We start from the raw sequence: 23,191 nt of genomic DNA, 5'->3' as shown, positions 1-23,191 counted from the left end.
GCCCTGCGTCAGTCCGCGTCGACACCCTGGCGCTCGAACGCGTCGTTGAACGCCCGCAGCTGAGCGAGCAGAATCGCGGGATCGCCGGGAGCGAGATCGGCGAAGACGCGATTGAGCCGATCGGCACGTCGTCTACCGTCGTGTTCGAGCGCCTCCATCCCCGCCGCGGTGGGCCGGTGCATCCGACTGACCTGCCCGTCGACGGGGAAGCGCTCGACGTATCCGCGCTTGATCGCCGCGTTGACCTGCCGGTTCACCGTCGACTGCTCCAGCGCGAGATCGTGGCTCAGTTCACGCAGAGTCCGCGCGCGGCCGTCCGACAGCAGCCAGAGGATATGAAACGCGGATGCGTCCAGAATCGCCTTCGGGTCGACCTCGTCACGTCTGCGACGCAACCGCAGGAGTTCTTCGACCACGTCCCGATGCACCTGGGACGGCCAGGTGGGCTCGCCTCCGTCTACCGTTCTCACCTCGTTCTCGACTGGACCGCACACAGCCCCGAGTTTGGGGTGTGCACGACGCATATGTACCTTACATAGGTTGTTCTCGCATGCTCCGCACTGAAACGAAGGCCTCTGAATGTCCTCCCCCTCCGGCACGGCGGATCCGACCGCCGACGATGTGAACCCCGCGCCCGCGCCGGCCGACGCCCCTGCCGCCGCAGCGTCGGACGAAACCGCAGGCGACCGCGGTGCACTCGGTATCGTCATCACCCTCTGTCTGGGCGGTCTGGTCGCATCCCTGATGCAGACGCTGATCATCCCGGTTCAGCCCGAACTACCGCAACTGCTGCACACGTCCATCTCGAACGCGTCGTGGGTGATCACCGCCACGCTGCTCGGCGGCGCCGTGGCTATGCCGATCGCGGGGCGCCTCGGCGACATGTACGGCAAGCAGCGCGTGATTCTCGCCAGCGCGCTGCTACTCGTCGTCGGCTCGCTGATCTGCGCCATCGGCGGCACACTCGTTCCGATGCTGATCGGACGCGCCGTCCAAGGCATGTCGATGGGCTTCATCCCGGTCGGCATCAGCCTGATGCGGGAGGTGACGCCGCCGCGTCTGACCTCGATGGCGGTGGCCGCGATGAGCGCCACGCTCGGCGTCGGCGGCGCCATCGGACTTCCGGTGTCGGCCTGGGTCGCGCAGACCTGGGACTGGCGGGCGCTGTTCTGGGCTTCGGCGGGACTGGCATTGCTGATCACCGTCCTGGTCGTAGTCATCGTGCCGAACGTCGCCGACAGTGCCGGTGGACGACTGGACGTAGTCGGCGCAGTCGGAATGGCGGCCGGTCTGTGCAGCGTCCTCATCGCCGTCTCGAAGGGTAAGGACTGGGGCTGGGCGTCCGGCGCCACCCTCGGCTTCCTCGCCGCCGGCGTGGTCGTGCTCCTGGCGTGGGCGATGTTCGAGTTGCGGCACAGTGATCCGTTGGTCGATCTGCGCACGACCGCCAAGCCGACGGTGCTGCTGACGAATCTGGCGGCGATCGCCATCGGATTCGGCATGATGGCGCAGGCGATCGTGGTTCCGACGATGCTCGAGGTGCCGGATTCGGTCGGCGGCTTCGGGCAGACCATCTTGCAGACCGGTCTGTGGATGGCTCCGGGCGGCATCATGATGATGCTCTTCGCCCCGATCTCCGGCATGCTCATCAACCGTCTCGGCCCGAAGCTCACGCTCGCGATCGGCGGCGCGGTCCTCTGTGTCGGCTACCTCACCGCGTACTTCCTGATGAACGCTCCCTGGCAGCTCGCCGTGGCTTCGGTGATCGGCTCGGCCGGCGTGGGCATCGGCTACGCGGCGATGCCCGCGCTCATCATGGGAGCGGTGCCGATCACCGAGGCCGGGGCGGCGGTGGGACTCAACGGCCTGATGAGGTCGGTCGGCACCACCCTGTCGTCGGCGGTGATGGCGGTGGTTCTGGCTGCGTCGACCATCGATCTCGGTGGCGGTCACCAGGTTCCGACGCACTCCGCCTTCCGCTGGTGCTTCCTCATCGGGGCGGCCGCGGCCTTCGTCGGTGTGCTCATCACGCTGGCGATTCCGCGCGCCCGGGCGCGCTCAGCGGAGCTGGCGGTGGCCTGAGGGATTGGCGTTCACCCCTCGACGACACCGCCCGTCCCGTTCAACCGAGCGGGGCGGGCGGTGTTCCGTCTCCGAAGGGTCGGCCACCGAGCGCCTCCCTGCCGTGCGGTTCGGCCCAGTTCGACAGATCCGGACCCTTCGGCACGATCCCGGAGGGGTTGATGTCGCGATGCACCTGGTAGTAGTGCCGTTTGATGTGGTCGAAGTTCGTGCAGTCACCGAAGCCGGGAGTCTGATAGAGATCGCGCGCGTATGCCCAGAGCACCGGCATCTCGGAGAGCTTCTCGCGATTGCACTTGAAGTGGCCGTGATACACCGGGTCGAACCGCGCGAGCGTCGTGAACAGTCGCACATCCGCCTCGGTGATGGTGTCTCCGACCAGGTATCGCTGGGTGCGCAGCCGTTCGGTGAGCCAGTCGAGCCGGGAGAAGAGTTGGTCGTAGGCGTCGTCGTAGGCTTCCTGTGAGCCGGCGAAGCCGCACCGGTACACGCCGTTGTTCACGTCACGGTAGACCACCGCGTTCACCTCGTCGATCTCGCGGCGAAGGTCCTCGGGGTACAGCCGGGGCGCCCCGTCCCGGTGGAAGTCGACCCACTCGGTCTCGAAGTCGAGAGTGATCTGCGGGAAGTCGTTGGTGACCACCGCTCCGCTCGGGACATCGACGACTGCCGGGACGGTGATGCCCTTCTCATAGCCGGGGATCCGCCGGAAGTACGCGTCCTGCAGCCGCGGTATGCCCAGCACCGGATCCACCCCGCCCGGATCGAGGTCGAAGGTCCACGACCGCCAGTCGTGCGTCGGACCGCACACACCCATTGAAATCGCGTCTTCGAGACCGAGCAGCCGGCGCACGATGATCGACCGGTTCGCCCACGGACAGGCGTATGAGACGACGAGCCGGTAGCGCCCGGCCTCCACCGGGTAGCCGTCGGCGCCGTCGCGCGTGATCCGGGTCTCGATGTACCTGGTGTCTCGTTCGTACGGCTGATCTGCCTTGACGTACTTCTCGTGATCTCCCGGGCGGTTCTCAGTCATCTATCCAGCATGGCACCGAACAGGCGTCACATGCTTTCGAACGCGCGACCGAGTTCGGCGTCGACGTCGATGAACCGGGCCTTGCGGATAGCCGGCTTGTCGATCTCGGTCTCCACGAACTTCGCGATGACCCTGCGGATCTCGTCGTCCACCTGAGCCAGATTGCGAATGATCTCGCCCCGGACGTTCCGCGAGCTGACGTCGACGAACACGTCGCGCGGTCGCGGTGGGTCCACCTCTATCCGCACCTGCAGCGGCGCCGCGCACCGGACCGTCAGCGGCAGTGTCACCAGACCGTCGACGTCGTACCGGATGCGGTCGACCTTGAGATCCACCGTCAACGCGATGTGCAGCGGCAGCTTGACCGTGAAGGTGATCAGCTGCCCGAGATCACGGACGATCTCCGGTTCGGCGACGCGCACCATCGCCCGCACTTTCACCACTCCTGCCGGTCCCGACCCGATCGGGCCGACCTCGAACTCCTCGCCCGCGATCGAGGTGAACGCGCTGCCGATCCGTTCCTCGGTGACGGCGAGCTCGAAGAACCGTCGACCGAACTCCTCGTACGACAGGTATGCGGGCTCGACGTCCGCCGCGGACCCATCGTCGGTCCCGCCGGCGCCGAGCGCGGCCTCCATCGATTCGACGGCTTCGACGACATCGGCCGCGTCGGCATCGACGACGCGGTCGTCCAGTTCGCCCGCCTCGGACGGTTCAGGGACGGCGTTCTCGTGGTCTGGGTTCTCCGACACGGCATTCATCCTTCCCTATTGGGCCAGAGGTTCGTAGCCGCAACCGTCCACGTGTGCACGCACATGGCACGGCGGCCGACGAGACCAGGTCAGCGGCTCGCTGCGTCGGGGAGCCTGGGCGGGCACGCCGTTCCGGGCAGCGCCGCCAGTTCGAAGTGCCACCACTCGTTGTCGTACACCCGGCACAGGCCCCAGCGGATGCCGTTGGCCTGCAGCCAACGCGCGCCCGACCGCGGTCCCACATCGACGGCCTCGCCCGTGACGTGGGTCGACTCATCGGGCGGCAGTACCCAGCGGCGCGCGGCGGCGGCACTGCCGTAGTCGGCGATGCCCTGCCGCCACAGTGCCGCCTGCTCCGCGCGCGAGCGCTTTCCGGACGTCACCGACAGCGCCACCCCGGAGGCACGCGCCTCACGGTGCGCGAGCGTGTAGGCGATCGCCAACTGCGGCGTGAGTCCGGCGGTGCCGGGGGCCAACGACACGCCGAGGAAGTTCGCCCGGGCCGTCGCCGGATCGGCATGGGCGGCCGGCGCGACCGCCGCGGATGCGGCGATCGCCAGGGCCGCCGCAGCAGCGGTCACTCGCACTCGGATCACGGGGTCGAACCTACTACGGACCCGGTCGGCATGCGAGACGTCGACCTCCGACGGACCGGCCGACACGCCGATCAGCGTGCGTATCGGGGTACTTGCCCTCGAACCCGGCAGCTGCGACGGTTGACCGATGACAGGTTCGCCGCGCCAGGCCCGTGATCGTCGTTCCTTCACTCGCCGCCCCGTCAGCGGACGCCGCCGTGTCGCCGCGGTCACCGCCGTCCTGGCGGTCGGCGCGGCGGCAGCCGTCCATCCGGCCGAGGCGTCGGCGGCGCCCGCCGCCGCCTCGGCCCTCACACCGCACGACGTCGCCAGTGCTCCGTACGGCGCGCTGTTCTCGATGGGTGTCCCGGTGTACGAGCGCGTGAGGTTCATCCGCGAGCCGGGGGCGCACAGCCGGACGATGATCATGCAGCGGTTGCATCGTCCCACCGAAGGCAAGCGCGGCAGCGCCCGCTACGCCTTCCTCGGCGACCGGCTTCCCGAATCATTCCTGGTGAGCGAGGACTGGAGTCGAAACGGAACGCCTCAGGGCTTGGTGGTCCCGATGACCCGCAAGTCGCGCGGACGACCGCCCACCCCGAAGTATCAGTCGATCACCACCGTCACCGGACCGGTCGGCGAGCTCCGCGCGATCGGCTGGTCGCACCGCTACTCCGACTGATCTCACCGATTCGAGATCAGCGGCACCAGTTGTTCATCGTCGGTCCAGGCACCGTGATGACCGGCCATCGTCGACTCCATGGGCTCAGCGGTGGGACAGACGAGGACGCTCGTTCCTCGCGCCACCGCCAGAACGTCACCGATCCGGGACTCGATCGTCGGCACCGGAGGCCTGGGACCGAACCAGTGTTCGTCGAGCGCCTGCTCGCGAGTGACGATGCGGGCGTGCTCGCCGAGTGCCCCGGTCCATCGATCGGCCACGTCACGCACGGCGTCCGGATGGTCGGAGTAGACGTGCCGCACTCGGGCTTCGCCGGAGACCAGGCGGACATCGCGGCGCAGTTCGGGATCCGCCTCGAGGTCGATGGCCGCCCCCGCACGAATCATGCCGTGATCGCCGGTGATCAGCAGGGTGCACGTCGGGGGCAGGTCGTCGATCAGCTGTGCGACCATTGCGTCGACCGCGCCGAGCACGGCGCGCCACTGCGCCGACTCCGGCCCGGCGACGTGCCCGTGCATGTCGAGGTCCGGGAAGTAGGCGTAGGCGAATCGGCGCCCGCGATCGGTGTGCCGGGCGAAATCGAGGAGTCCGTCGCGCACGGAGTCGAGATCTGACGCCGGGTGGAGTCGTCCGGCCGTTCGGAACGCCGCCCGCGTCAACCCCGAACGCATCTGATAGCCCGGCACCACGTAGTGGACCTCGACACCGCTCCGAGCCAGCCGCTGCACCGAACTCTCCACGGGCTGAACGTCTTCCGGCACATGTGTGGTTCTCGCATCCGGCCCTTCGGCGCTGCCGGTCCGCCAGCGCAGCGCGTTGAAGTTCTCCGGTCCGGCGGCGGAGGGCAGCGCGAAACTGTATCCGATGATCCCGTGTGTGGCACAGGGTGCTCCGATCGCCAGACTCGAGATGCTCGAGGCCGTCGTCGCGGGGAACCCGGCTGCCAACGTGGTCCGCAGGTGCGCCGTCAGAGTCGGTGCCACGTCGCCGTGCCGCCGCAGGAGTTCGGCTCCCAGTCCGTCGATCAGGAGGACGGCGATGTCACGAGCCGGGGCCACCTCGAGCCCCTCGGTCTCGGCGCCGTCGAATGCGGCGGACACCGCGGGCAGGATGTCGGCGAGGGTATGACGCATGGCTCCCACTATGCCGGGCGCGGTTCCCGACTACGGTGGAGTCCATGGCGCCGCGCCCCGAATCCGCGCCCGATCGGGCGGCCAGTGCCCGCACGTTGACCGCGTTGGACGATCTGGTCGCACAGTGCCGGGCCTGTCCGCGGCTCGTCGCCTGGCGCGAAGAGGTCGCCACCGTCAAACGCGCGGCCTTTCGCGACCAGACGTACTGGGGTCGCGCCGTTCCCGGTTTCGGACCGGACGACGCACGGATCCTCGTCGTCGGGCTGGCTCCGGCCGCGCACGGCGCCAATCGCACCGGCCGGATGTTCACCGGCGACCGCAGCGGCGATTTCCTGTTCGCCGCACTGCACGCCGTCGGACTCGCGTCAGCGCCGCGTGCGGTATCCGCCGACGACGGCCTGCGGCTCATCGACACCCGGATCACGTCGCCCGTGCACTGCGCTCCGCCGGCCAACAAGCCGACGCCCGATGAACGTCGCCGGTGTGCGCCATTCCTGTCGCGGGAACTGGAACTGCTGGCACCGACCGTCCGGGTGGCGATCGCACTCGGCGGATTCGGCTGGCAGGCGCTGCTGTCGTCCCTCTCCGAGGGCGGTTGGATCGTGCCGCGTCCACGGCCGCGGTTCGGGCACGGCGTCCGCGTGGTGATCGACCATCCGAACGGCCGGCGTCTCACCGTTCTCGGATGCTTCCACGTCAGCCAGCAGAACACCTTCACCGGGCGGCTGACGCCGGAGATGCTCGAAACCGTCTTGCTGGACGCGAAGGCCGCAGCCACGCCGCCGGGCTCGACGGCACCGATAACGTCGAGGACATGACCACCGATCCCGAACCCGTCGAACTGTGCTGTCAACTCTGGGCCCGGCCCGGCCTCGCCGCCGATCTGTCGGCCTATGAAGACGAGGTCCTCGCCCTGCTACCCGATCACGGCGGGGTGCTTCTCGCTCGCGCGCTCGGTTCCGGCACCGCCGACGTTCCCGACGAGACGCAGCTGATCGGTCTGCCCGATCAGGCGGCCCTGGAGGCCTACCTCGCAGATCCGCGCCGGACGAGCCGGAGCGCCGAGCGCGATCGTGTCGTCGAGCGCACCGTGCTGTTCCCGGTCCGAGTCGTGACGCCGCACTGACGGTCACCGCATCGCGTCGGACGCCCTCGAATCGAGCAGATCGCGCAGCGCGTCGATCGTGTCCGCCTCGGCGGCGGGCTTGGCGTCGGCCCCGACGCGATAGCGTTTCACCCGCGCGAACCGCAAGGCGACCCCGCCCGGATAGCGCGATGACCGCTGCACGCCGTCGATCGCGATCTCCACCACCGTCTCCGGCCGCAGCGCGGTGACATGGCCCGCAGTGTCGACGGCGATCGTCGGAAAATGCGCGGTCTGCCATCGCAGCAGCTCGTCCGTGAGTCCCTTGAAGGTCTTACCCACCATGACGAATCCACCGGGCGGACCGAATCGCCCCGCCGGATCCCGCGCGCCCAGATGCAGGTTCGACAGCATCCCCCGCCGCCGTCCCGATCCCTGTTCGACGGCGAGCACGACCAGATCGAAGGTGTGCACGGGCTTCACTTTGATCCAGTGACTGCCACGGCGCCCGGCCGCGTACGTCGAGTCGAGCGACTTGACCACGACCCCCTCGTCGCCGGTGCCGACCGCCGCGGCGAAGAAGTCTTCGGCGAGGTGGCAGGCGGAGGGACCGGTCACCTCGATCCCGCGGATCATCCGCTCCCCGACGATCTCGGCCAGCACCCGCCGCCGACGCCGCAGCGGTGAGTCGATCAGGCTCTCGCCGCGGGCGTAGAGCACATCGAAGAACCACGCCGACAATGCGGTGCCGCCGCCGGAGCCGAAGCGACTCATCGTCTCCTGAAACGGCCGCGCCGCACCCGAGGGATCGAGAGCGAGTGTCTCGCCGTCCAGGACCAGGTCGCCGCCGGGGAACTCGGACACCAGTTCGGCGAGTTCGGGGACCCGGGAGGTGACGTCGGCCAGACTGCGCGTGTAGACGGTGACCGCGCCGCCGACGCGATGCACCTGGATCCGGGCGCCGTCGAGTTTCGCCTCTACGGAGGCCTCCCCCGTTTCGGCGACCGCGGCCGACGCGGACTCGGCCGTGGAGGCGAGCATCGGCGAGACCGGGACTCCCGGCGTGAGGCCGACTGCGGTGAGGTCGGATCCCGCACACGCCTGACGGACAGTGGTACCGAGGTCCCCGGAGAGCATCGCCGCCCGGCGCACCACTGCGGTCGGCAGACCGGCCGCGATCGCGGCCGCATCGGTGACCACGCTCTCGAGCGCACCCGTCCGCATCTCGGCGGTGAGCACCCGGATCAGATAGTCCTGTTCGTCGGCGGTCGCACGCGACATCAGGGCGTGCAGTGCCTCCGCCCGGGTGCGCACCGCACCGGGACCGCGCGTGTTCGCCAGCGTCGTGAACGCCGCGTCCACATCGCTCACGGTGAGCGACGGGGTCGCCGCCGGTTCGGTGCGAGCGGCATGAGCGGCACGCCGCCCGACTCCGAGCCGGCCTTGACGCGGGCGGCCCAGCAACAGTCCGACGGCCGCTGGAATCTCATCGGCCGACAGCGCTCGGAGAAGATCGGCGATCCGCTGTGTCTTGGCGTTGCGAGACCTCGTGGCGGTCACGTCCGCGGCCGTCTGCACGACGGCGTCGAGTCCTGTGCGTTGCTGTCGACTTGCGGTCACTCCACCGAGGATAGTGGGGCGCGCCCGCCCGCGGAGGTGTCGCGCACCGTCAGAACAACGGACCGGTGTTGCGACGAGCAACCCGCTGTGACGCGGAGATATCCGCACGACCACGCGGAGATCTACGGTGTGAGGATGGATCCAGTGCTGGCCGCGGGCGCGGTCATCGTCGACGACGGCGGACGAATACTGATGGTCAAACGCGGTCACGCACCGGAGAAGGGACGTTGGTCGGTACCGGGCGGACATGTCGAGGCCGGCGAGACCCTCGCCGAGGCTGCCGCACGTGAGGTCCGGGAGGAGACCGGCCTCGAGGCGGTGATCGGCAGGGAACTCTGGTGCGCGATCATCGATTACAGCGACGCGGAGACCTTCGAGATCCACGACTTCGCCGCGACGGTGATCGGCGGCGAGCTGCGCGCGGGCGACGACGCCGAGGACGCACGATGGATGACCGCTGACGAACTCGAACGTGCACCGCTCGTCGGCCGGCTCCGCGCGCATCTGCGTGCCGCCGGAATCCCACCCTCGGACCAGGTGGCGCCAAAGGGTCCCATCTGATCGGCCGGCGGGGTTTACTCCCCCTATGAGCCTCCGACCGCGAGCCCCGGCGCTGCTACTGGCAGTGCTGATCGCGGCAGTGGCAGTGGTGGGCGGATGCGGCGGTCCCGACGGTGGGCGTAGCGGCGAAGGCGTGCTCCGAGTGGGAACCGAGGGCACCTATGCGCCGTTCAGCTTCCACGACCCCGCGACCGGTCGACTCTCCGGCTACGACGTCGACGTGGCCGAGACCGTCGCGCATCAGATGGGCATGCGGGCCGAGTTCGTGGAGGCTCCCTGGGACTCGCTGTTCGCAGCACTCGGCGCGGATCGATTCGACGTGGTCGCCAATCAGGTCACGATCACTCCGGAGCGGCGAGCCGAGTACGCGTTGTCCAGCCCGTACGCCGTCGGCGAAGGGGTGGTCGTGACACGGGCGGACGACTCGTCGATCCGGTCGTTGAACGATCTGAGGGGCCGCACCGTCGCCCAGACGGCGACGAGCAACTGGACTCAAGTCGCTCGCGACGCGGGTGCACAGGTGCAGACCGTCGAGGGTTTCACCCAGGCGATCACACTGCTTCGGCAGGGCCGGGTCGACGCGACGGTCAACGACAGCATCGCCGTGTACGCGTATTTCGCCGAGACCGGCGACTCGTCGGTCAAGATCTCGGCCAAGACCGGGCAGACGAGCGACCAGGCCTTCGCCGCCGCCAAGGGCAGTCCGCTGATACCGAAGATCGACCACGCGCTCGACCGTCTGCGGGCCGACGGCACGCTCACGGCGATCTCAGAGAAGTACCTCAAAGCCGATGCCAGCGGCAGCGGCCCGCGGGCACAGCCGCCGGAGAGCACCTGGGAGTTGATCGGGAGAAACCTCTGGCCGATGGCGGAAGCCACGCTCACCACCACCATCCCACTCGCGGCGGTGAGCTTCGTGATCGGCCTGGCGATCGCGCTCGTCGTGGCACTCGCCCGGCTCGCGGAGAACCCGATTCTCTCGCGACTCGCGCGGATCTACGTCTCGATCATCCGGGGCACCCCGCTGTTGGTCCAGCTGTTCATCATCTTCTACGCGCTGCCCGAGCTCGGATTCAAAGTGCCGCCGCTGCCTGCCGCCGCGATCGCTTTCTCGCTCAACGTCGGCGGGTACGCCGCCGAGATCATCCGCAGCGCGATCATGTCGGTTCCCAAGGGCCAGCGCGAGGCCGCCGCGACCATCGGCATGAACTACGCGACCACGATGCGCCGCATCGTGCTCCCGCAAGCGGCGCGGATCGCGGTTCCCGGTCTGTCGAACACGCTCATCTCACTGGTGAAGGACACCTCACTCGCCTCCACGATCCTGGTGACGGAGCTCCTGCGCGTCGCGCAGATAGCCGCCGCGCCCACCTTCGAGTTCTTCGCCCTGTACATGACCGCCGCGGTCTACTACTGGATCGTGTGCCTCGTGCTGTCGATGCTGCAGGGCGTCCTCGAGACCCGTCTCGGAAGGTTCATCCCGACATGACCGCACTCATCCAGGTCGATGGTCTGACGAAGGCCTTCGGTGACAACGAAGTGCTGCGCGGCATCGAGTTCAGCGTCGACTCCGGGTCGGTCACCGCGGTGATCGGCCCCTCCGGATCGGGCAAGACCACCCTTCTGCGGTCGCTCAATGCGCTCGACGTACCGGACACCGGTGTGATCCGGGTGGCCGACGTGACGATCGATTTCGCCGGCGACTACGCCAAGTCCGACATCGCCCGCTATCGGAGCCAGAGCGGATTCGTCTTTCAGAACCACAACCTGTTCCCCCACAAGACGGTCTTGGAGAACGTCATCGAGGGACCGGTGGTGGTGCAGCGACGGCCGGTGGCTGACGCGACCGCGGATGCGCAGCGGTTGCTCGACAGCGTCGGCCTGGGCGACCGCGCCGACGACTACCCGGCTCAACTGTCCGGCGGTCAGCAGCAGCGGGTGGGGATCGTGCGCGCCGTCGCGATGAATCCGAAGGTGCTGCTGCTCGACGAGCCGACGTCGGCACTCGACCCGGAACTGGTCGGCGAGGTCCTGCGGGTGATCCGCGACCTCGCGGCACAGAATTGGACCATGGTCGTGGTCACGCATGAGATCTCGTTCGCCCGCCAGGTGTCCGACCAAGTGTTGTTCGTCGACGGCGGCGTGATCGTGGAGCGCGGCGCACCGGAGCAGGTCATCGGCGCTCCCGAGCACGAGCGGACAGCTGCCTTTCTGCGTCGTCTCACCGACCCGATCTAGATCCGGCAGCGGTCAGGCCGGCGCCACCCGAGCGGCGCCGGTGTACACGTTCATCGAATCGCCGCGGAGAAAGCCGATGAGCGTGAGTCCCGACCGCTCGGCGAGTTCGGCGGCCAGCGAGGACGGCGCCGACACCGCCGTGAGCATCGGGATGCCGGCCATCACCGCCTTCTGCACCAGTTCGAAGCTCGCCCGGCCCGACACCTGCAGAATGGTTCCGCGCAGCGGCAGCCGGTCGCGTGTCAGCGCCCACCCGATCACCTTGTCGACGGCGTTGTGCCTGCCGACGTCCTCTCGCAGGGTCAGCAACTCACCCGACTCGGCGTCGAACAGCGCCGCCGCGTGCAGTCCGCCGGTGCTGTCGAAGGCTCGCTGTCCGGCGCGCAGACGTTCCGGCAGTTCGACGAGCAGCGACGGTCGCACCGTCGTCTCGTCTCCGCGCAGGTCGAACGCCGACGAGGTCTCCACCGCGTCGATGCTCGTCTTGCCGCAGATTCCGCATGCGCTGGTGGTCAGGAAGTCGCGCGCGGTGGCCGGTCCGGGCGGCGGGGTGTCCGCGGAGAGTGCGATGTCGAGCACGTTGTAGGTGTTCTCCGTGCCGCCGGTGCCCGGCCCGCCGCAGTGGATCGCGGCCCGGAACTGCTCGGCACGGGTGATGACCCCTTCGGAGACGAGGAATCCCGCCGCGAGTTCGACGTCGGTGCCCGGTGTCCGCATCGTCACCGCCAGCGGCCGTCCGCCGATCCGGATCTCGAGTGGTTCCTCCACCGCGAGTCGGTCGGGACGACGCCGCGGCTCGTGTCCGATCCGCACCTTCGTCACCGGCCATCGGGCGGTAATCCTTCCCACCTCCGCCAGGGTATCCGCTGGGCCGGCCGATAGAGTCCCCACCGTGCAGACCCGTCCCGATCCCCTGCCTCGTGTGCCGCCGAGCGCGCTGGTGGTCGCTGCGGTGTTCAGCGTCCAGTTCGGCAACGCGATCGTCGGTTCGCTGTTCGACCGGGTGGGACCGTTCGGCGCCGCCGCCCTGCGACTCGGGTGCGGCGCGCTGATCCTGGCCCTTCTCGTCCGGCCACGGGTGCTGAGCTGGCCGCGGCGCACGTGGCTCGGCGTGCTGCTGCTGGGTCTGGGCCTGGGCGGAATGAACCTGTTCATCTATCTGGCGATCGATCGCGTTCCGCTCGGCGTCGCGGTCACCGTCGAGCTGATGGGACCGTTGGCCGTCGCCGCCGCGGGCAGCCGGCGCCTGATCGACGCCCTGTGGGTCGCACTCGCCGCGCTCGGGATAGCGATGCTCGGCGTGCACGGCGGCGCTGCCTTCGATGTTCGGGGAGCAGGATTCGCGGCGATGGCCGCCCTCTGCTGGGCCGTCTACATCGTGGCCTCGGCCCGACTGGGAACCCGGGTGCACGGCGTCGACGGCCTGTCGGCGGCCATGCTGGTCGCGGCTGGGGTGATCGTCCCGATCGGACTGTTCCAAGCGGTGCCCGCGGTCGCCGACGACCCGGGCCTGCTCGCGGCGTTCGGCGGCGTGGCCGTGCTGACCTCAGTGATCCCCTACGCCCTGGAGTTCACCGCACTCAAACGGATGTCGACGCGTGTGTTCGGCGTGCTGTCGAGTCTGGGCCCCGCGGTGGCCGCTCTCGCCGGCTTCGTGGTTCTGGACCAGTCGCTGGACTCACGTCAGCTCGTCGCCATCGCACTCGTCGTCACGGCGAGCGCGGGCGTTGTCCTCACAGCCGCGCGGTGAGTGTCTCAGCGGGATGTGGTGACGGCCGAGGCGTCACGATTGAGCCGCAGCACCAGCGCGACGATCAGCGGCAGCTGACACGCTGCGTAGATGATGTGGAAGACGTAGTGCACGTTGGGATTCTGCGGCGCTGAGACTGCGTTGCTCTGCGGTATGAGGCCGATCAGTGATGCGACCACCAGGATCCACGCCCAGATCAAGAGCAGCCAGCTCGACGCGGCACGAGCTCGTGGAACGAAGCCCAGCAGTCCGAGACCGAGGTAGACCGCGGTCGGAAACATGTTGGTGACGCTGAGCAGAGGCGTGGCCGGCATGTCGACGCGGTCGTGAATGAGCACCCCCGCCAGCGCGACGGCGGCGAATGCCAGGACGAGCACGTCGTCGCGCCTCGCGATGCGCCGATCCATCTGCGCCGACTTCGCTGTCCGCGTCCGCACCGCCACAAGAACCCACCTTCACTCCCTGCAGTGATGCCGATCCCTCGACCGCACTGGAGACTTCACCCCAGGACAAGGTAAGTGCATGAGAGCGGCAGAAATCTAGGGACCAAAGTAATCAGCCGGCGAGGAAATGTCGGGACATTCGGATTGCTCGACCGCTTTGCGCACTGTTCAATGTCCTCGTGTCATTTGAACGTACGACAAGAATCAGAATCGTCGCGATCATCGCAGCCGTCGGATCACTCCTCGGTTCGCCCGCCACCGCGTCGGCCGCGCCGGCGCGCACGTGCGTCGTCGATCCGGGGAATGCCACGCGAACGGTCACCTCCCTGATGGAACACTGCACCGCCGAGGAGATCCTCGGGTTGTTCGCCGATGCGCCGCTGGGCGTTCGTCCCCTCGGGAAGAAGAAGCTCTCCCTGCTCCCGGTGTTCCAGCTTCGGGGCCGGACACTGCCCGATGATGCGGCGAAGACCCTCACTCGCACCCAGAGCGTCCTCGGGGACGCATTGACCTTCACCGAACGGGGCGGGCGCCCCTGGGTGTACAAGAACTACGTCTGGGGCACCGACGCCGGAGCCGAGGTGGTTCCCGCCGTCTCGCGCGTCGACGGTCGGCCGGTCTACGCCGCGGACTTCTCGGCTGATTTCCTCGGTGAGCCGGTCAGCCTCCATGAGTACCGTCAGCTCACGCCGGGTGTGTGGATCGCCCGCGACATCGGCGGCGGCAGCGGCCCCACCTCGACGCCGACGGGCGGGGTCATCGCGCTGAGCTGACCGGCCGAGGCCGCCTGCGTCACACCGGGATCCGTGCCCCCATCACGACGAGTTGCTCGCGCGGAAGCCGGAAGTAGTCACTCGCGTCCGACGACACGTGCGAACTCGCCAGAAACACTCGCTTGCGCCAGCCCGCCAGGCCCGGTTCGTCACTCAGACGCAACTCCACAGTCGACAGGAAGTACGTCACCGCCGCGGGGTCCACACCCACCGGAAGGTCACGGAGCGCACCGAGAGTCGCCGGGATGTCCGGCGGCTCGGTATACCCGAAGCGGACGACGACGGCGCTGATCCCCTCGTCGTCGGCACCGAGGTCGATTCTGCGGACCCGCGCCGCAGGATCGACGCGGGGCGCGGTAGCGACCTCCACCGACACGAAGAGGACCTGCCGGTGCCGGACACGGTTGTGATCGACGTTCGCCCGGAACGCGAGCGGTGCGCTGGCCGGGTCGCGATTGAGGAAGACCGCCGTGCCGTCCACCACGTCGACCTCGCGCTCCCCCGACCGCAGCGATTGGAGGAACTCGTCGACGGGGCCCTCGAGCAGCGATCGACGAGCCGCTACCAGCAGGCGACCGCGCCGCCACGTCGTCATGATCGCGAAAGCCGCGAGAGCGATGACCAACGGCAGCCACGCCCCGTGGACGAACTTGGTGATGTTCGCCGCGAAGAACAGCAAGTCGACGGTCAACAGTGCGGCCGCGGCGGGCGCCAGCAGCCACCACGGGATCCGCCAACGGTGCCGTGCGACGACGAAGAACAGGATCGTGGTGATCGCGATGGTCCCGGTGACCGCCATGCCGTACGCGTAGGCGAGGGCGTCGGAGCTGCGGAATGCGAACACCAGGGTGATCACCGAGACCATCAGGAACCAATTGAGCCACGGAACGTACACCTGCCCGTACTCGCGGTCGGAGGTGTGCACCAGGCGTAGACGAGGCATGTAGCCGAGACGAGCCGCCTGCGAGGCGACGGAGAACGCCCCGGAGATCACCGCTTGTGCCGCGATCACCGTCGCCATCGTCGTCAGGATCACGAGCGGGATCTGCCCCCACTGCGGGCTCAGCAGGAAGAACGGCGCGCTCAGATTGCGGACGTCGTGAAGCACCAGGGCGCCCTGACCGAGATAGCAGAGTGTCAGGGCCGGCGCGACGATCAGGATCCATGCGGTGGAGATGGGTCTCCGGCCGAAATGGCCCATGTCGGCGTAGAGCGCCTCGGCCCCGGTCACGGCGAGCACGATCGCGGCGAGCGCGAAGAACGCGACGTGGAAATGACCGGCGACGAAACCGACCGCGTAGGTCGGCGACAGTGCGCGCAGGATGCCGGGTTCGGCTGTGATTCCGTGTATTCCGAGCACCGAGATGACGACGAACCACGCCGCCATCACCGGTCCGAAGTAGCGACCCACGCCGCCGCTGCCGAACCGCTGGGCGAGGAACAGCACGAAGACGATCAATGCGGTCAGCGGGACAACCCAGGAATGCAGCTCCGGATCGACCACTTTGAGGCCCTCGACGGCCGACAGCACCGAGATCGCGGGGGTGATGATGCTGTCCCCGAGGAAGAGTGCGGCTCCGAGGATGCCGAGTGCGGAGAGCACGATGAATGTCCGCGGATCGATCTGTTCCACCCACCGTTTCAGGAGGGTCATCAAAGCGAGAATCCCGCCTTCGCCGTCGTTGTCCGCGCGCATGGCGAGCAGCACATACGTGAGAGTCACGATGATCATCACCGACCAGAAGATCAGCGAGACCACGCCGTAGACGTTGTCGGACGTCGGCGCGATCGGGTGCGGGTCCCTCGGGTCGAAGACCGTCTGAACGGTGTAGATCGGACTCGTCCCCAGGTCTCCGAACACCACGCCGAGTGCACCGACGACCATCGCCGCTCGCAGCGGTCGCACCGCGCGCACTGCCTGTTCAGACATTCCTCGGACAGTACCCCGGACCGCGCGCAGACGGGGCCGGTAACGGCACGTGCGACCCCCGGCGCGGACGACAAATCCGCGACACCCTTGCGCGGCGGTGAGCGGGCCAGATAGCCTCGTGCGAATTAGAACGTGTTCTAGTCTGCTGGGACGGGGCACGCCAGATCACCGGGCACTGTGGTCTGTCACGTCGAGAATGAGGATGCACATGAAGGTCGCCGTCACCGGAGCTGCTGGATTCGTCGGAACCAACCTGGTCAACCAGTTGGTCGCCGACGGGCACGACGTCGTCGCCATCGACCGGGTGTCGCCGGCGCACGGCCTCGATCACCCGCAGGTGACCTGGACCGCCGCCGACATCTTCGACCACGACGCACTCGTCGCCGCGTTCGACGGCGTCGACACCGTGTATCACCTCGTCGCGATGATCACCCTCAAACAGCAGAACGAACTCGCCTGGCGAGTGAACACACAGGGCGTCGCATCCACCGCTCGAGCCGCGCTCGCCGCCGGTGTGCGACGCTTCGTCCACTGCAGCTCGATTCACTCCTTCGACCAGTACACCGACAACGGGATCGTCGATGAGAACTCCGCGCGCTCGGAGAATCCCGCGCTCCCGGTGTACGACCGATCGAAATGGGCGGGCGAGCAGGAACTGCGCAAGGTGATCGCGGACGGGCTCGACGCCGTGATCTGCAATCCGACCGGTGTGTACGGTCCCGTCGACCACGGACTCTCACGCATCAACGGCATGTTGCGCGACGCGGCGCAGGGCAGAGTCCCCCTGTTCGTCGAGGGCAACTTCGATCTCGTCGACGTCCGTGACGTGGCCAAGGGCCTCACCCTCGCCGCCGCGCACGGCGCCACCGGCGAGAACTACCTGCTCGGCGGTGAACAGGTCTGCCTCTTCGAGGCCATGCGCGCCGTCGCAGAGCTCTGCGGGCGATTCCGCCCGCTGTTCGCCGTACCGCTGCGTCTGCTGAACATGGTGGTCCCCATCGCCGAACCGATCAGCCAACTGTTCGGCTCCGACCTCGTCTCGCGTGCGTCCATCGCGGCGCTGGTCGCCCAACCCGTCGTCGACATCAGCAAGGCACGGACACAGCTCGGCTACGAGCCGCGGCCGTCCGCGGACACTCTCGCCGACCTCGTCTCCTTCCTGTGCGACTCGAAGCAGATGGGTTCCGCGCGGCCCCGGTCGGGCCGCGCGTTCGAGTCGGTCCTCCCCACCCCGGTCGGCTGACCCCGCCCCAGCCCCTCCAAGAACTCCCGCGCTGCTCGTCTCGCCCCCACCCGGGCGATGCGAGCAGCGTTTTCGCATCTCACCATTATGCGACAGTCGCAAAATTATTATTGCGACGAGGTCTGGTGAGCGAGCGATCCCGCCAGGCTGATCTTCAGGCTTACCGAGCGAGCGATCGTGCCAGACTGATCTTCAGGCTCATTGAGCGAGCGATCCCGTCGGGCCGATCTTCAGGCTCATTGAGCGAGCGCAGCGAGTCGAAGTATCTTCGCGCTTACCGAGCGAGCGACCTCGCCAGCCCCAATCTTCAGGCTTACTGCGAGCGACCCAGCGAGGCCCAATCTTCGCGCTTACCGAGCGAGCGACCTCGTCAGGCCTCATCGTCAGGCCTACCGAGCGAGCGACCCCGTCAGGCCTCATCTTCAGGCTTATTGAGCGAGCGCAGCGAGTCGAAATGAACCACCACCACCGCAGGAACGACCCCGCCCCCACTGCGCTCGCTCGACCAGGCTGAGCGGACCACTCGAATTCGGGAGTGTCGCAAAACCAAGACCCGCCCCTTTTGCGATACATTGTGAGACATGAGAGACGATGAGGCCGTCGGCGCCGGGTACCGACTCGGCTATGCACGCGCGCCCGGAGGGTCTCAGCGACTCGAGGCACAGATCGATACGCTCACCGATGCCGGCGTAGAACCGTCGCGGATCTACAGCGACAGGTCCGGCGCCGGCACCCCCTCCTCCGAGCGCCCCGGCTGGGCAGCGCTGCTCGACTACGCGAGGCCCGGAGACACCGCCGTCGTCGTCGGCGTCGACCGACTGGGCCGCACCGCACGCGAAGTGCTCTCGAGTGCGCGCGAACTCACTCGGCGGCGGATCGGACTGCAGTCGCTGCGCGAGGGAGTCGATACCGCAGACCCCGCCGGAGCGATGATCGTCGGTGTCCTGGCGTCCCTCGCCGAGCTCGACGACGAGGAGGCGACATCGGAACACCGTCGGTCTCCGCATCGGCGCTCCCACGCCGCTTCCGGCGTCGGCCGGCCCCGCGCGCTGGACGAGACCCAAGCCGCCGCCGCCGAGCGCATGCGTGCCGCCGGCCATCCCGTACCCGCGATAGCCGCCGAACTCGGAGTCAGCCGAGCCACCCTGTACCGAACCCTCGCTGAAAGACGAACCCGCCGATGACCGCGCACTCCGCCGACCCTCAGACGACCGCGCCGCTCAGCGGTCACGCCACCGTGACGCGTCTGCCGACGTCGTATCCGCTCGTCGATCCGGAACTCGACGCATGCCTCGATCCGGACCTCTTCCAGCAGGGGTTCGACGAGTCGCTCGCCTACCTGTCGAGCCTTCCGCCGACGTGGGCGCGGCACCACGCGGCGTCAGTTCTCGAGAACGGCACCGACCCCGACGACGACCTGAGCTATCAGCGCGGTTACCGCGCCGGCCTCTACGGATTCCTTCGCCACGGCACCACCTGACACCCTCGCGTCGGTCTTACCTGCCGCGCGGCGTGAGAATGACCACGGGGATGTCCCGATCGGTCTTGCGCTGGTAGCCCTCGTAGCCGGGGTTGATCTTCACGATCGACGGCCACAGCCGCGACTTCTCCTCGGCGCTCGCCCGTCGCGCGGTCCATGAGGTCGTCGTACCGTCGACAGTCACCTCCACGTCGGGGTTCGCTGCAAGGTTCTTGTACCAGTCGGGGTGGTCGGAGTGTCCGCCCTTCGAGGCGACGACCACGATCTGATCGGCCGAGTAGATCGGTGCCGTGAGCATCGTCGACCGGCGCTGCCCCGACTTCCTTCCGATCGTGTGAAGCTCAAGAGTCTGCATCCCCAGCATGCGCTTCGGGAAGCGCCCGCCGGTGATCGCCAGGAGCGCACGATGACCGTTCTCCAGAACCCAGGCACCGGCGGACGCGATCGTGTCAGAGAGCTTCATGCGGCCCATTGTGCCGGAACGGCGCGTTCAGCGCCCTCGGCAGTCATGGATGACCGCTCAACCGACCGAACAGCTCACCATTCGTAGAATCCCTGCCCAGTCTTGCGGCCGAGATGCCCGGCTGCCACCTTGTCACGGAGGATCGCGGGCGGCTCGAACCTCGGTCCGATCTCCTTGGCGAGATGCTCGGCGATGGCGAGACGGACGTCGAGTCCGACGATGTCCGTAGTGCGCAAGGGTCCGGTGGGATGCTTGTAGCCGAGGGTCATCGCCGTGTCGATGTCCGCCGCGGAGGCGACACCTTCCTCCACCATCCGCATCGCCTCGAGTGCGATCGCCACTCCGAGCCGCGACGAAGCGAACCCCGGCGAGTCCGTGACGGTGATACCGGTCTTCCCGATGTCGCGCACCCACTGCTGAGCATCGGCGACCAGTGTCTCGGACGTCTTCGTGCCGACGACGATCTCGACGAGGTCGCTGGCCGGCACCGGGTTGAAGAAGTGCAGACCGATGAACTTCTCCGGTGAGGTGAGTGAATCGGCCAGACCGTCGATCGACAGCGAACTGGTGTTGGTCGCCACGACGGCGAGCGGAGCGGTCTTCTCTATGCGCGCCAGGACCTCCGCTTTGACCTCGACGATCTCCGGCACCGCCTCGATGACCAGTCCGCATTCGGCGAGGTTCTCAGCGCCGGTGGTGACGTCGGCTCGGCGAAGTACGTCGTCGACGGAATCGGCGAGCACGCCCCTCTCCGCCGCTTTGGTCAGACTCGAAGCGATCCGATCGCGAGCGCGGTCGGCGGCGGAGTCGTCCGCTTCGATCACCGTGACCGCGGTGCCGGAACACAGGAAGGCGTGCGCGATCCCGGCTCCCATCCGTCCGCCTCCGTACACCCCGACCCTGGTGGGCAAGCTCATCTTCGTCTCCGTCTCTTGCATGGTCTGGTCCGGCCTGCGGGAGTTCCGCAGCACCTCGATGTAGTCGTCGATACATGACATGGCGCGTCGATTCAGCCCGCGCCACCGACTCCGTCAGTCAGCGATTCCCGCAGTCGGAACTTCTGAATCTTGCCGCTGGGCGTGATCGGCAATTCACCGCGCGTGACAATACGTTCGGGGAGGTAGTGCTTCGAGAGCCCTTGCGCGAGAAGGTATTCCGACAGCCCTGCGAGCGTGCGCGCGGGCCGGCCGTCCTTCATCACGAGCACCGCGCAGACACGTTCACCGAGCCGTTCGTCGGGAATGCCGATGACGGCCGTGTTCAACACGTCGGGGTGGTCGAAGATCAACGACTCGATGTCGGTCACCGGGACGTTCTCGCCGCCCCGGATGACGATGTCCTTGCTCCGTCCCGACAGGGAGATCCAGCCGTGTTCGTCGATGCCGGCTCGGTCGCCGGTCGAGAACCACAGTCCCGGGCGATAGTCTCGCGTTGTGGCATCGGGTCGGTCGAAGTAGCCGTAGACCACACCTGGGCTCCGCATCAGGAGGTCGCCGACCACTCCGGCCGGGCACTCGTTGCCGTCGACATCGACCACGCGCATCTCCGAGCCCTCGAAGACCGACCCGTCGGTGCGCAGAATGGCGTCCGACTCCTTCGGCGTACACGAGACGAGGATGCTGCACTCGGTCATCCCCCAGGCGGGAGCCACGTAGGCGCCGAGAGCCTCCGCGGCTTGGACCGGCAGATTCCGCGGTACCGACGATCCGGCGATCACCAGGCACGAGAGCGGGTTGTCCGCATCACCGGCGAGATCGGTGCGCATCATGTCCTGCAGGAACGTGGGTGCGCCGAAGAAGGTGGTCACCCCTTCCTCCCGGATCACCTGCACGCCCCAGTCCGGGTCCCATCGGTCGACGTGCACGGCGGTACCGCCGAGAACGACGGTGAACACGATGCCGGCGCCACGAGCTCGCCGCCGGTCTTGTACAGTTCTCGTCTACGGCCTGGACAAGGCCCTGGAGGTCGAGGTGATCGGCGGAGACGGCACCGGCGCCCACCTGACCGGACTCCTCAACACCAGCGGCGTGCAGATCCAGGCGTTCGCCACCAACGCCCTGACGTCCATCCGTAAGGCCATCACGGCCCAGGAAACCCTCGGCTACGAGCCGAGCGTCCTGTTCATCTCCCCGGCCGATTGGGAGGCCGTGGAACTCCTGGCCACCTCGGACGACGCCATCGCATTCCGAGTCGTCCCGATTGACCTCATGGAACGTGAGCTGTGGGGACTCCGCGCGGTCCTGACCACCGCGCTCCCGGCAAAGACAGCCGTGGTCCTGGACCCGTCGGCAGTGAGCGTGGACGTCGTGGGCGCGGCCGTCGATATCGAGTGGGACACCTCGGGCGAACTGTTCGAGCGCAACCAGACCCGCGTCCGTGTCGAGGGCCGGTTCGGCGTGAGCGTCTACCGCCCCGAGGCCATCGTCAAGGTCGGCACCGCCGCCTGACAATGACCCTCTGACTCCGAGGCCCAGGTTCCGCACTCCGCCGCGCGGCGCCTGGGCCTCGGTTCCGTTTCAACACAAGGAGATTCACGCCGTGGGCATCATGGACCATATCCCGCACTTCGGCATGGAGTGGAGCGGATCACGAGTCACCTGGCTGGCGAAGAACCTACCGTTCGTTGGGGACGTCGATCTCAGTTCCGCTGGCATCTCCCCGTTCCGCGATGGCGGCCAGATTCCGAACTTCCGCAACGGGGGCCAGATCCCCGACGACCGAGCCGCCCGGCCCCAAGTCTCACTAGCCCGTCTCCACCGCCAACACGGCACCAGCGGAGAGCGCGCGACGTCTGCGCAGCGAGCCGGCGGAGCACTCCCGACCAACCGCGCCCAGGCCACGGAGGCCAACATGGCCGCCCGCCGGCGCCAGGGCGGGGCGTCGGCACCGACCCGACGCCGGCCGAACCCACCACGAGCTCCACGGCACTCCGCCGGCCAGCACACCGGCATCGGCGCCGACATGGCCGCCCTCACTCCGGCATCGGCCGGACTCAGCGGAGGCGGACCCGTCGGACTCCACGCCGTCACCGGCGCGCGGCGCCAGAAACACGAGTTCTGTCCCGGCGTGGCCTGACCGTCATGCGCGGCCGGGATCACCACGCCTGTGAGGTAACGCGCTACCGCCGAAAGAGCTTCGGATTACTCGCCATGAGGTCCCGCGTGCGCTCGCCCAAGTGATAGAACTGGGTGGACTGACAGATCCATCTCGTGGGCGCTTTAGCCTCGGGCTTTCATCGCTGAATTCGCCTGACCTGCCGTTTTCATGAAGAAAGGTGCTCTGAGCTGCAATAATTGTTGTTGCGAAACGACAATCACAAGCAGGGCAAGGAGCACCTTTCTGGTGA

Annotated in this window: 26 protein-coding genes; 14 read left to right on the top strand and 12 right to left on the bottom strand. The window is 67.9% G+C overall.

The window, feature by feature from the left end:
* Positions 1 to 8: 8 nt before the first annotated feature.
* Positions 9 to 524 (bottom strand): MarR family winged helix-turn-helix transcriptional regulator, encoded by a 516-nt coding sequence (locus tag ABFX36_RS11915; protein WP_082084014.1) that lies wholly within the window; start codon positions 522 to 524, stop codon positions 9 to 11.
* 55 nt (positions 525 to 579) lie between these two features.
* Between ABFX36_RS11915 and ABFX36_RS11910 the strand changes: the two genes are divergently transcribed.
* Positions 580 to 2,082 (top strand): MFS transporter, encoded by a 1,503-nt coding sequence (locus ABFX36_RS11910; RefSeq protein WP_346076501.1) that lies wholly within the window; start codon positions 580 to 582, stop codon positions 2,080 to 2,082.
* A gap of 40 nt (positions 2,083 to 2,122) precedes the next feature.
* Here ABFX36_RS11910 and ABFX36_RS11905 read toward each other — a convergent pair whose 3' ends face one another.
* The 3 genes from ABFX36_RS11905 to ABFX36_RS11895 all read right to left on the bottom strand — a co-directional run bounded on the left by ABFX36_RS11905 (position 2,123) and on the right by ABFX36_RS11895 (position 4,466).
* On the bottom strand, positions 2,123 to 3,118 hold the full coding sequence (locus tag ABFX36_RS11905; protein ID WP_006895103.1) for a glutathione S-transferase family protein: 996 nt from the start codon (positions 3,116 to 3,118) through the stop codon (positions 2,123 to 2,125).
* A 26-nt stretch (positions 3,119 to 3,144) separates the two neighbouring features.
* A complete protein-coding gene (locus tag ABFX36_RS11900) occupies positions 3,145 to 3,879 on the bottom strand; it encodes a hypothetical protein (RefSeq protein WP_006895104.1) in 735 nt (244 codons plus the stop codon).
* An 80-nt stretch (positions 3,880 to 3,959) separates the two neighbouring features.
* Entirely contained in the window at positions 3,960 to 4,466 is a 507-nt protein-coding gene (locus ABFX36_RS11895) for a M15 family metallopeptidase (RefSeq protein WP_082781327.1), read from the bottom strand.
* Between the two features lie 127 nt (positions 4,467 to 4,593).
* Here ABFX36_RS11895 and ABFX36_RS11890 point away from each other — a divergent pair, with 127 nt between their 5' ends.
* On the top strand, positions 4,594 to 5,127 hold the full coding sequence (locus ABFX36_RS11890) for a hypothetical protein (protein WP_062367692.1): 534 nt from the start codon (positions 4,594 to 4,596) through the stop codon (positions 5,125 to 5,127).
* 2 nt (positions 5,128 to 5,129) lie between these two features.
* On the opposite strand, the gene ABFX36_RS11885 is transcribed toward ABFX36_RS11890, so the two are convergent.
* Positions 5,130 to 6,260 carry an alkaline phosphatase family protein gene (locus ABFX36_RS11885; RefSeq protein WP_346076498.1) on the bottom strand — a complete coding sequence of 377 codons (1,131 nt, stop codon included), beginning with the start codon at positions 6,258 to 6,260 and terminating at the stop codon, positions 5,130 to 5,132.
* A 44-nt stretch (positions 6,261 to 6,304) separates the two neighbouring features.
* On the opposite strand from ABFX36_RS11885, the gene ABFX36_RS11880 reads away from it, so the two are divergent.
* Complete coding sequence (locus ABFX36_RS11880; protein ID WP_062367690.1) at positions 6,305 to 7,078, top strand: uracil-DNA glycosylase; 774 nt, start codon at positions 6,305 to 6,307, stop codon at positions 7,076 to 7,078.
* On the top strand, positions 7,075 to 7,386 hold the full coding sequence (locus ABFX36_RS11875; protein WP_039866854.1) for a hypothetical protein: 312 nt from the start codon (positions 7,075 to 7,077) through the stop codon (positions 7,384 to 7,386). The genes ABFX36_RS11880 and ABFX36_RS11875 overlap by 4 nt, the downstream gene beginning before the upstream one ends.
* 3 nt (positions 7,387 to 7,389) lie before the next feature.
* On the opposite strand, the gene ABFX36_RS11870 is transcribed toward ABFX36_RS11875, so the two are convergent.
* Positions 7,390 to 8,964 (bottom strand): ATP-dependent DNA ligase, encoded by a 1,575-nt coding sequence (locus ABFX36_RS11870; protein ID WP_062367689.1) that lies wholly within the window; start codon positions 8,962 to 8,964, stop codon positions 7,390 to 7,392.
* 135 nt (positions 8,965 to 9,099) lie between these two features.
* Here ABFX36_RS11870 and ABFX36_RS11865 point away from each other — a divergent pair, with 135 nt between their 5' ends.
* The 3 genes from ABFX36_RS11865 to ABFX36_RS11855 are packed head-to-tail and all read left to right on the top strand — an operon-like array spanning position 9,100 to position 11,763.
* Positions 9,100 to 9,525 carry an NUDIX hydrolase gene (locus ABFX36_RS11865; protein ID WP_045538894.1) on the top strand — a complete coding sequence of 142 codons (426 nt, stop codon included), beginning with the start codon at positions 9,100 to 9,102 and terminating at the stop codon, positions 9,523 to 9,525.
* A gap of 25 nt (positions 9,526 to 9,550) precedes the next feature.
* Entirely contained in the window at positions 9,551 to 11,014 is a 1,464-nt protein-coding gene (locus tag ABFX36_RS11860; RefSeq protein ID WP_346076493.1) for an ABC transporter permease subunit, read from the top strand.
* Positions 11,011 to 11,763, top strand: a complete 753-nt coding sequence (locus ABFX36_RS11855) for an amino acid ABC transporter ATP-binding protein (protein ID WP_006895113.1) — start codon at positions 11,011 to 11,013, stop codon at positions 11,761 to 11,763. Before ABFX36_RS11860 ends, ABFX36_RS11855 begins: the two co-directional genes overlap by 4 nt.
* Positions 11,764 to 11,775: 12 nt before the next feature.
* Here ABFX36_RS11855 and fdhD read toward each other — a convergent pair whose 3' ends face one another.
* Positions 11,776 to 12,612, bottom strand: a complete 837-nt coding sequence (gene fdhD / locus ABFX36_RS11850; RefSeq protein ID WP_062367687.1) for a formate dehydrogenase accessory sulfurtransferase FdhD — start codon at positions 12,610 to 12,612, stop codon at positions 11,776 to 11,778.
* A gap of 43 nt (positions 12,613 to 12,655) precedes the next feature.
* Here fdhD and ABFX36_RS11845 point away from each other — a divergent pair, with 43 nt between their 5' ends.
* Positions 12,656 to 13,513 carry an EamA family transporter gene (locus ABFX36_RS11845; protein ID WP_346076490.1) on the top strand — a complete coding sequence of 286 codons (858 nt, stop codon included), beginning with the start codon at positions 12,656 to 12,658 and terminating at the stop codon, positions 13,511 to 13,513.
* A gap of 5 nt (positions 13,514 to 13,518) precedes the next feature.
* Here the strand turns inward: ABFX36_RS11845 and ABFX36_RS11840 are convergent, their stop codons facing one another.
* Entirely contained in the window at positions 13,519 to 13,956 is a 438-nt protein-coding gene (locus ABFX36_RS11840; protein ID WP_346076488.1) for a hypothetical protein, read from the bottom strand.
* Positions 13,957 to 14,135: 179 nt separating this feature from the next.
* Between ABFX36_RS11840 and ABFX36_RS11835 the strand changes: the two genes are divergently transcribed.
* A complete protein-coding gene (locus ABFX36_RS11835; RefSeq protein WP_346076486.1) occupies positions 14,136 to 14,729 on the top strand; it encodes a hypothetical protein in 594 nt (197 codons plus the stop codon).
* A 19-nt stretch (positions 14,730 to 14,748) separates the two neighbouring features.
* Here ABFX36_RS11835 and ABFX36_RS11830 read toward each other — a convergent pair whose 3' ends face one another.
* Positions 14,749 to 16,659: a potassium transporter Kup gene (locus tag ABFX36_RS11830; RefSeq protein ID WP_346076484.1), complete on the bottom strand. Its 1,911-nt coding sequence runs from the start codon at positions 16,657 to 16,659 to the stop codon at positions 14,749 to 14,751.
* Between the two features lie 208 nt (positions 16,660 to 16,867).
* Between ABFX36_RS11830 and ABFX36_RS11825 the strand changes: the two genes are divergently transcribed.
* The 3 genes from ABFX36_RS11825 (at position 16,868) to ABFX36_RS11815 (ending at position 19,382) form a co-directional block, all read left to right on the top strand.
* Positions 16,868 to 17,902, top strand: coding sequence for an NAD-dependent epimerase/dehydratase family protein (locus tag ABFX36_RS11825; RefSeq protein WP_346076481.1), 1,035 nt, complete (start codon positions 16,868 to 16,870; stop codon positions 17,900 to 17,902).
* 581 nt (positions 17,903 to 18,483) lie between these two features.
* Entirely contained in the window at positions 18,484 to 19,086 is a 603-nt protein-coding gene (locus ABFX36_RS11820; RefSeq protein WP_346076479.1) for a recombinase family protein, read from the top strand.
* The gene (locus ABFX36_RS11815) at positions 19,083 to 19,382 is read left to right on the top strand and encodes a hypothetical protein (protein WP_278123841.1); all 300 of its coding nucleotides are present in this window, start codon (positions 19,083 to 19,085) and stop codon (positions 19,380 to 19,382) included. Before ABFX36_RS11820 ends, ABFX36_RS11815 begins: the two co-directional genes overlap by 4 nt.
* Positions 19,383 to 19,398: 16 nt before the next feature.
* On the opposite strand, the gene ABFX36_RS11810 is transcribed toward ABFX36_RS11815, so the two are convergent.
* The 3 genes from ABFX36_RS11810 to ABFX36_RS11800 all read right to left on the bottom strand — a co-directional run bounded on the left by ABFX36_RS11810 (position 19,399) and on the right by ABFX36_RS11800 (position 21,739).
* Positions 19,399 to 19,845 (bottom strand): nitroreductase/quinone reductase family protein, encoded by a 447-nt coding sequence (locus ABFX36_RS11810; protein ID WP_039866911.1) that lies wholly within the window; start codon positions 19,843 to 19,845, stop codon positions 19,399 to 19,401.
* 74 nt (positions 19,846 to 19,919) lie between these two features.
* A complete protein-coding gene (locus tag ABFX36_RS11805; RefSeq protein WP_346076476.1) occupies positions 19,920 to 20,762 on the bottom strand; it encodes a 3-hydroxyacyl-CoA dehydrogenase family protein in 843 nt (280 codons plus the stop codon).
* 92 nt (positions 20,763 to 20,854) lie between these two features.
* Positions 20,855 to 21,739: an AMP-binding protein gene (locus ABFX36_RS11800; RefSeq protein ID WP_231650261.1), complete on the bottom strand. Its 885-nt coding sequence runs from the start codon at positions 21,737 to 21,739 to the stop codon at positions 20,855 to 20,857.
* A gap of 1 nt (position 21,740) precedes the next feature.
* Between ABFX36_RS11800 and ABFX36_RS11795 the strand changes: the two genes are divergently transcribed.
* Both ABFX36_RS11795 and ABFX36_RS11790 read left to right on the top strand, forming a co-directional pair.
* Entirely contained in the window at positions 21,741 to 22,292 is a 552-nt protein-coding gene (locus tag ABFX36_RS11795) for a phage major capsid protein (protein WP_081598069.1), read from the top strand.
* 91 nt (positions 22,293 to 22,383) lie between these two features.
* Positions 22,384 to 22,920, top strand: a complete 537-nt coding sequence (locus ABFX36_RS11790) for a hypothetical protein (RefSeq protein ID WP_006895126.1) — start codon at positions 22,384 to 22,386, stop codon at positions 22,918 to 22,920.
* Positions 22,921 to 23,191 lie beyond the last annotated feature (271 nt).

It is taken from the genome of Gordonia cholesterolivorans (assembly GCF_039531975.1).
Lineage (GTDB): Bacteria > Actinomycetota > Actinomycetes > Mycobacteriales > Mycobacteriaceae > Gordonia > Gordonia sihwensis.
The sequence above is the reverse complement of the archived record's forward strand: the minus strand, read 5'-3'. Positions and strand labels throughout refer to the sequence as shown.

Coding starts and splice junctions, on each gene's coding strand:
- ABFX36_RS11820 (WP_346076479.1), top strand. CDS start 18,484: ATGAGAGACGATGAGGCCGTCGGCGCCGGGTACCGACTCGGCTATGCA.
- ABFX36_RS11915 (WP_082084014.1), bottom strand. CDS start 524: ATGCGTCGTGCACACCCCAAACTCGGGGCTGTGTGCGGTCCAGTCGAG.
- ABFX36_RS11880 (WP_062367690.1), top strand. CDS start 6,305: ATGGCGCCGCGCCCCGAATCCGCGCCCGATCGGGCGGCCAGTGCCCGC.
- ABFX36_RS11900 (WP_006895104.1), bottom strand. CDS start 3,879: ATGAATGCCGTGTCGGAGAACCCAGACCACGAGAACGCCGTCCCTGAA.
- ABFX36_RS11805 (WP_346076476.1), bottom strand. CDS start 20,762: ATGAGCTTGCCCACCAGGGTCGGGGTGTACGGAGGCGGACGGATGGGA.
- ABFX36_RS11825 (WP_346076481.1), top strand. CDS start 16,868: ATGAAGGTCGCCGTCACCGGAGCTGCTGGATTCGTCGGAACCAACCTG.
- ABFX36_RS11875 (WP_039866854.1), top strand. CDS start 7,075: ATGACCACCGATCCCGAACCCGTCGAACTGTGCTGTCAACTCTGGGCC.
- ABFX36_RS11860 (WP_346076493.1), top strand. CDS start 9,551: ATGAGCCTCCGACCGCGAGCCCCGGCGCTGCTACTGGCAGTGCTGATC.
- ABFX36_RS11815 (WP_278123841.1), top strand. CDS start 19,083: ATGACCGCGCACTCCGCCGACCCTCAGACGACCGCGCCGCTCAGCGGT.
- ABFX36_RS11885 (WP_346076498.1), bottom strand. CDS start 6,260: ATGCGTCATACCCTCGCCGACATCCTGCCCGCGGTGTCCGCCGCATTC.
- ABFX36_RS11905 (WP_006895103.1), bottom strand. CDS start 3,118: ATGACTGAGAACCGCCCGGGAGATCACGAGAAGTACGTCAAGGCAGAT.
- ABFX36_RS11890 (WP_062367692.1), top strand. CDS start 4,594: ATGACAGGTTCGCCGCGCCAGGCCCGTGATCGTCGTTCCTTCACTCGC.
- ABFX36_RS11855 (WP_006895113.1), top strand. CDS start 11,011: ATGACCGCACTCATCCAGGTCGATGGTCTGACGAAGGCCTTCGGTGAC.
- ABFX36_RS11795 (WP_081598069.1), top strand. CDS start 21,741: ATGCCGGCGCCACGAGCTCGCCGCCGGTCTTGTACAGTTCTCGTCTAC.
- ABFX36_RS11830 (WP_346076484.1), bottom strand. CDS start 16,659: ATGTCTGAACAGGCAGTGCGCGCGGTGCGACCGCTGCGAGCGGCGATG.
- ABFX36_RS11810 (WP_039866911.1), bottom strand. CDS start 19,845: ATGAAGCTCTCTGACACGATCGCGTCCGCCGGTGCCTGGGTTCTGGAG.
- ABFX36_RS11910 (WP_346076501.1), top strand. CDS start 580: ATGTCCTCCCCCTCCGGCACGGCGGATCCGACCGCCGACGATGTGAAC.
- ABFX36_RS11865 (WP_045538894.1), top strand. CDS start 9,100: ATGGATCCAGTGCTGGCCGCGGGCGCGGTCATCGTCGACGACGGCGGA.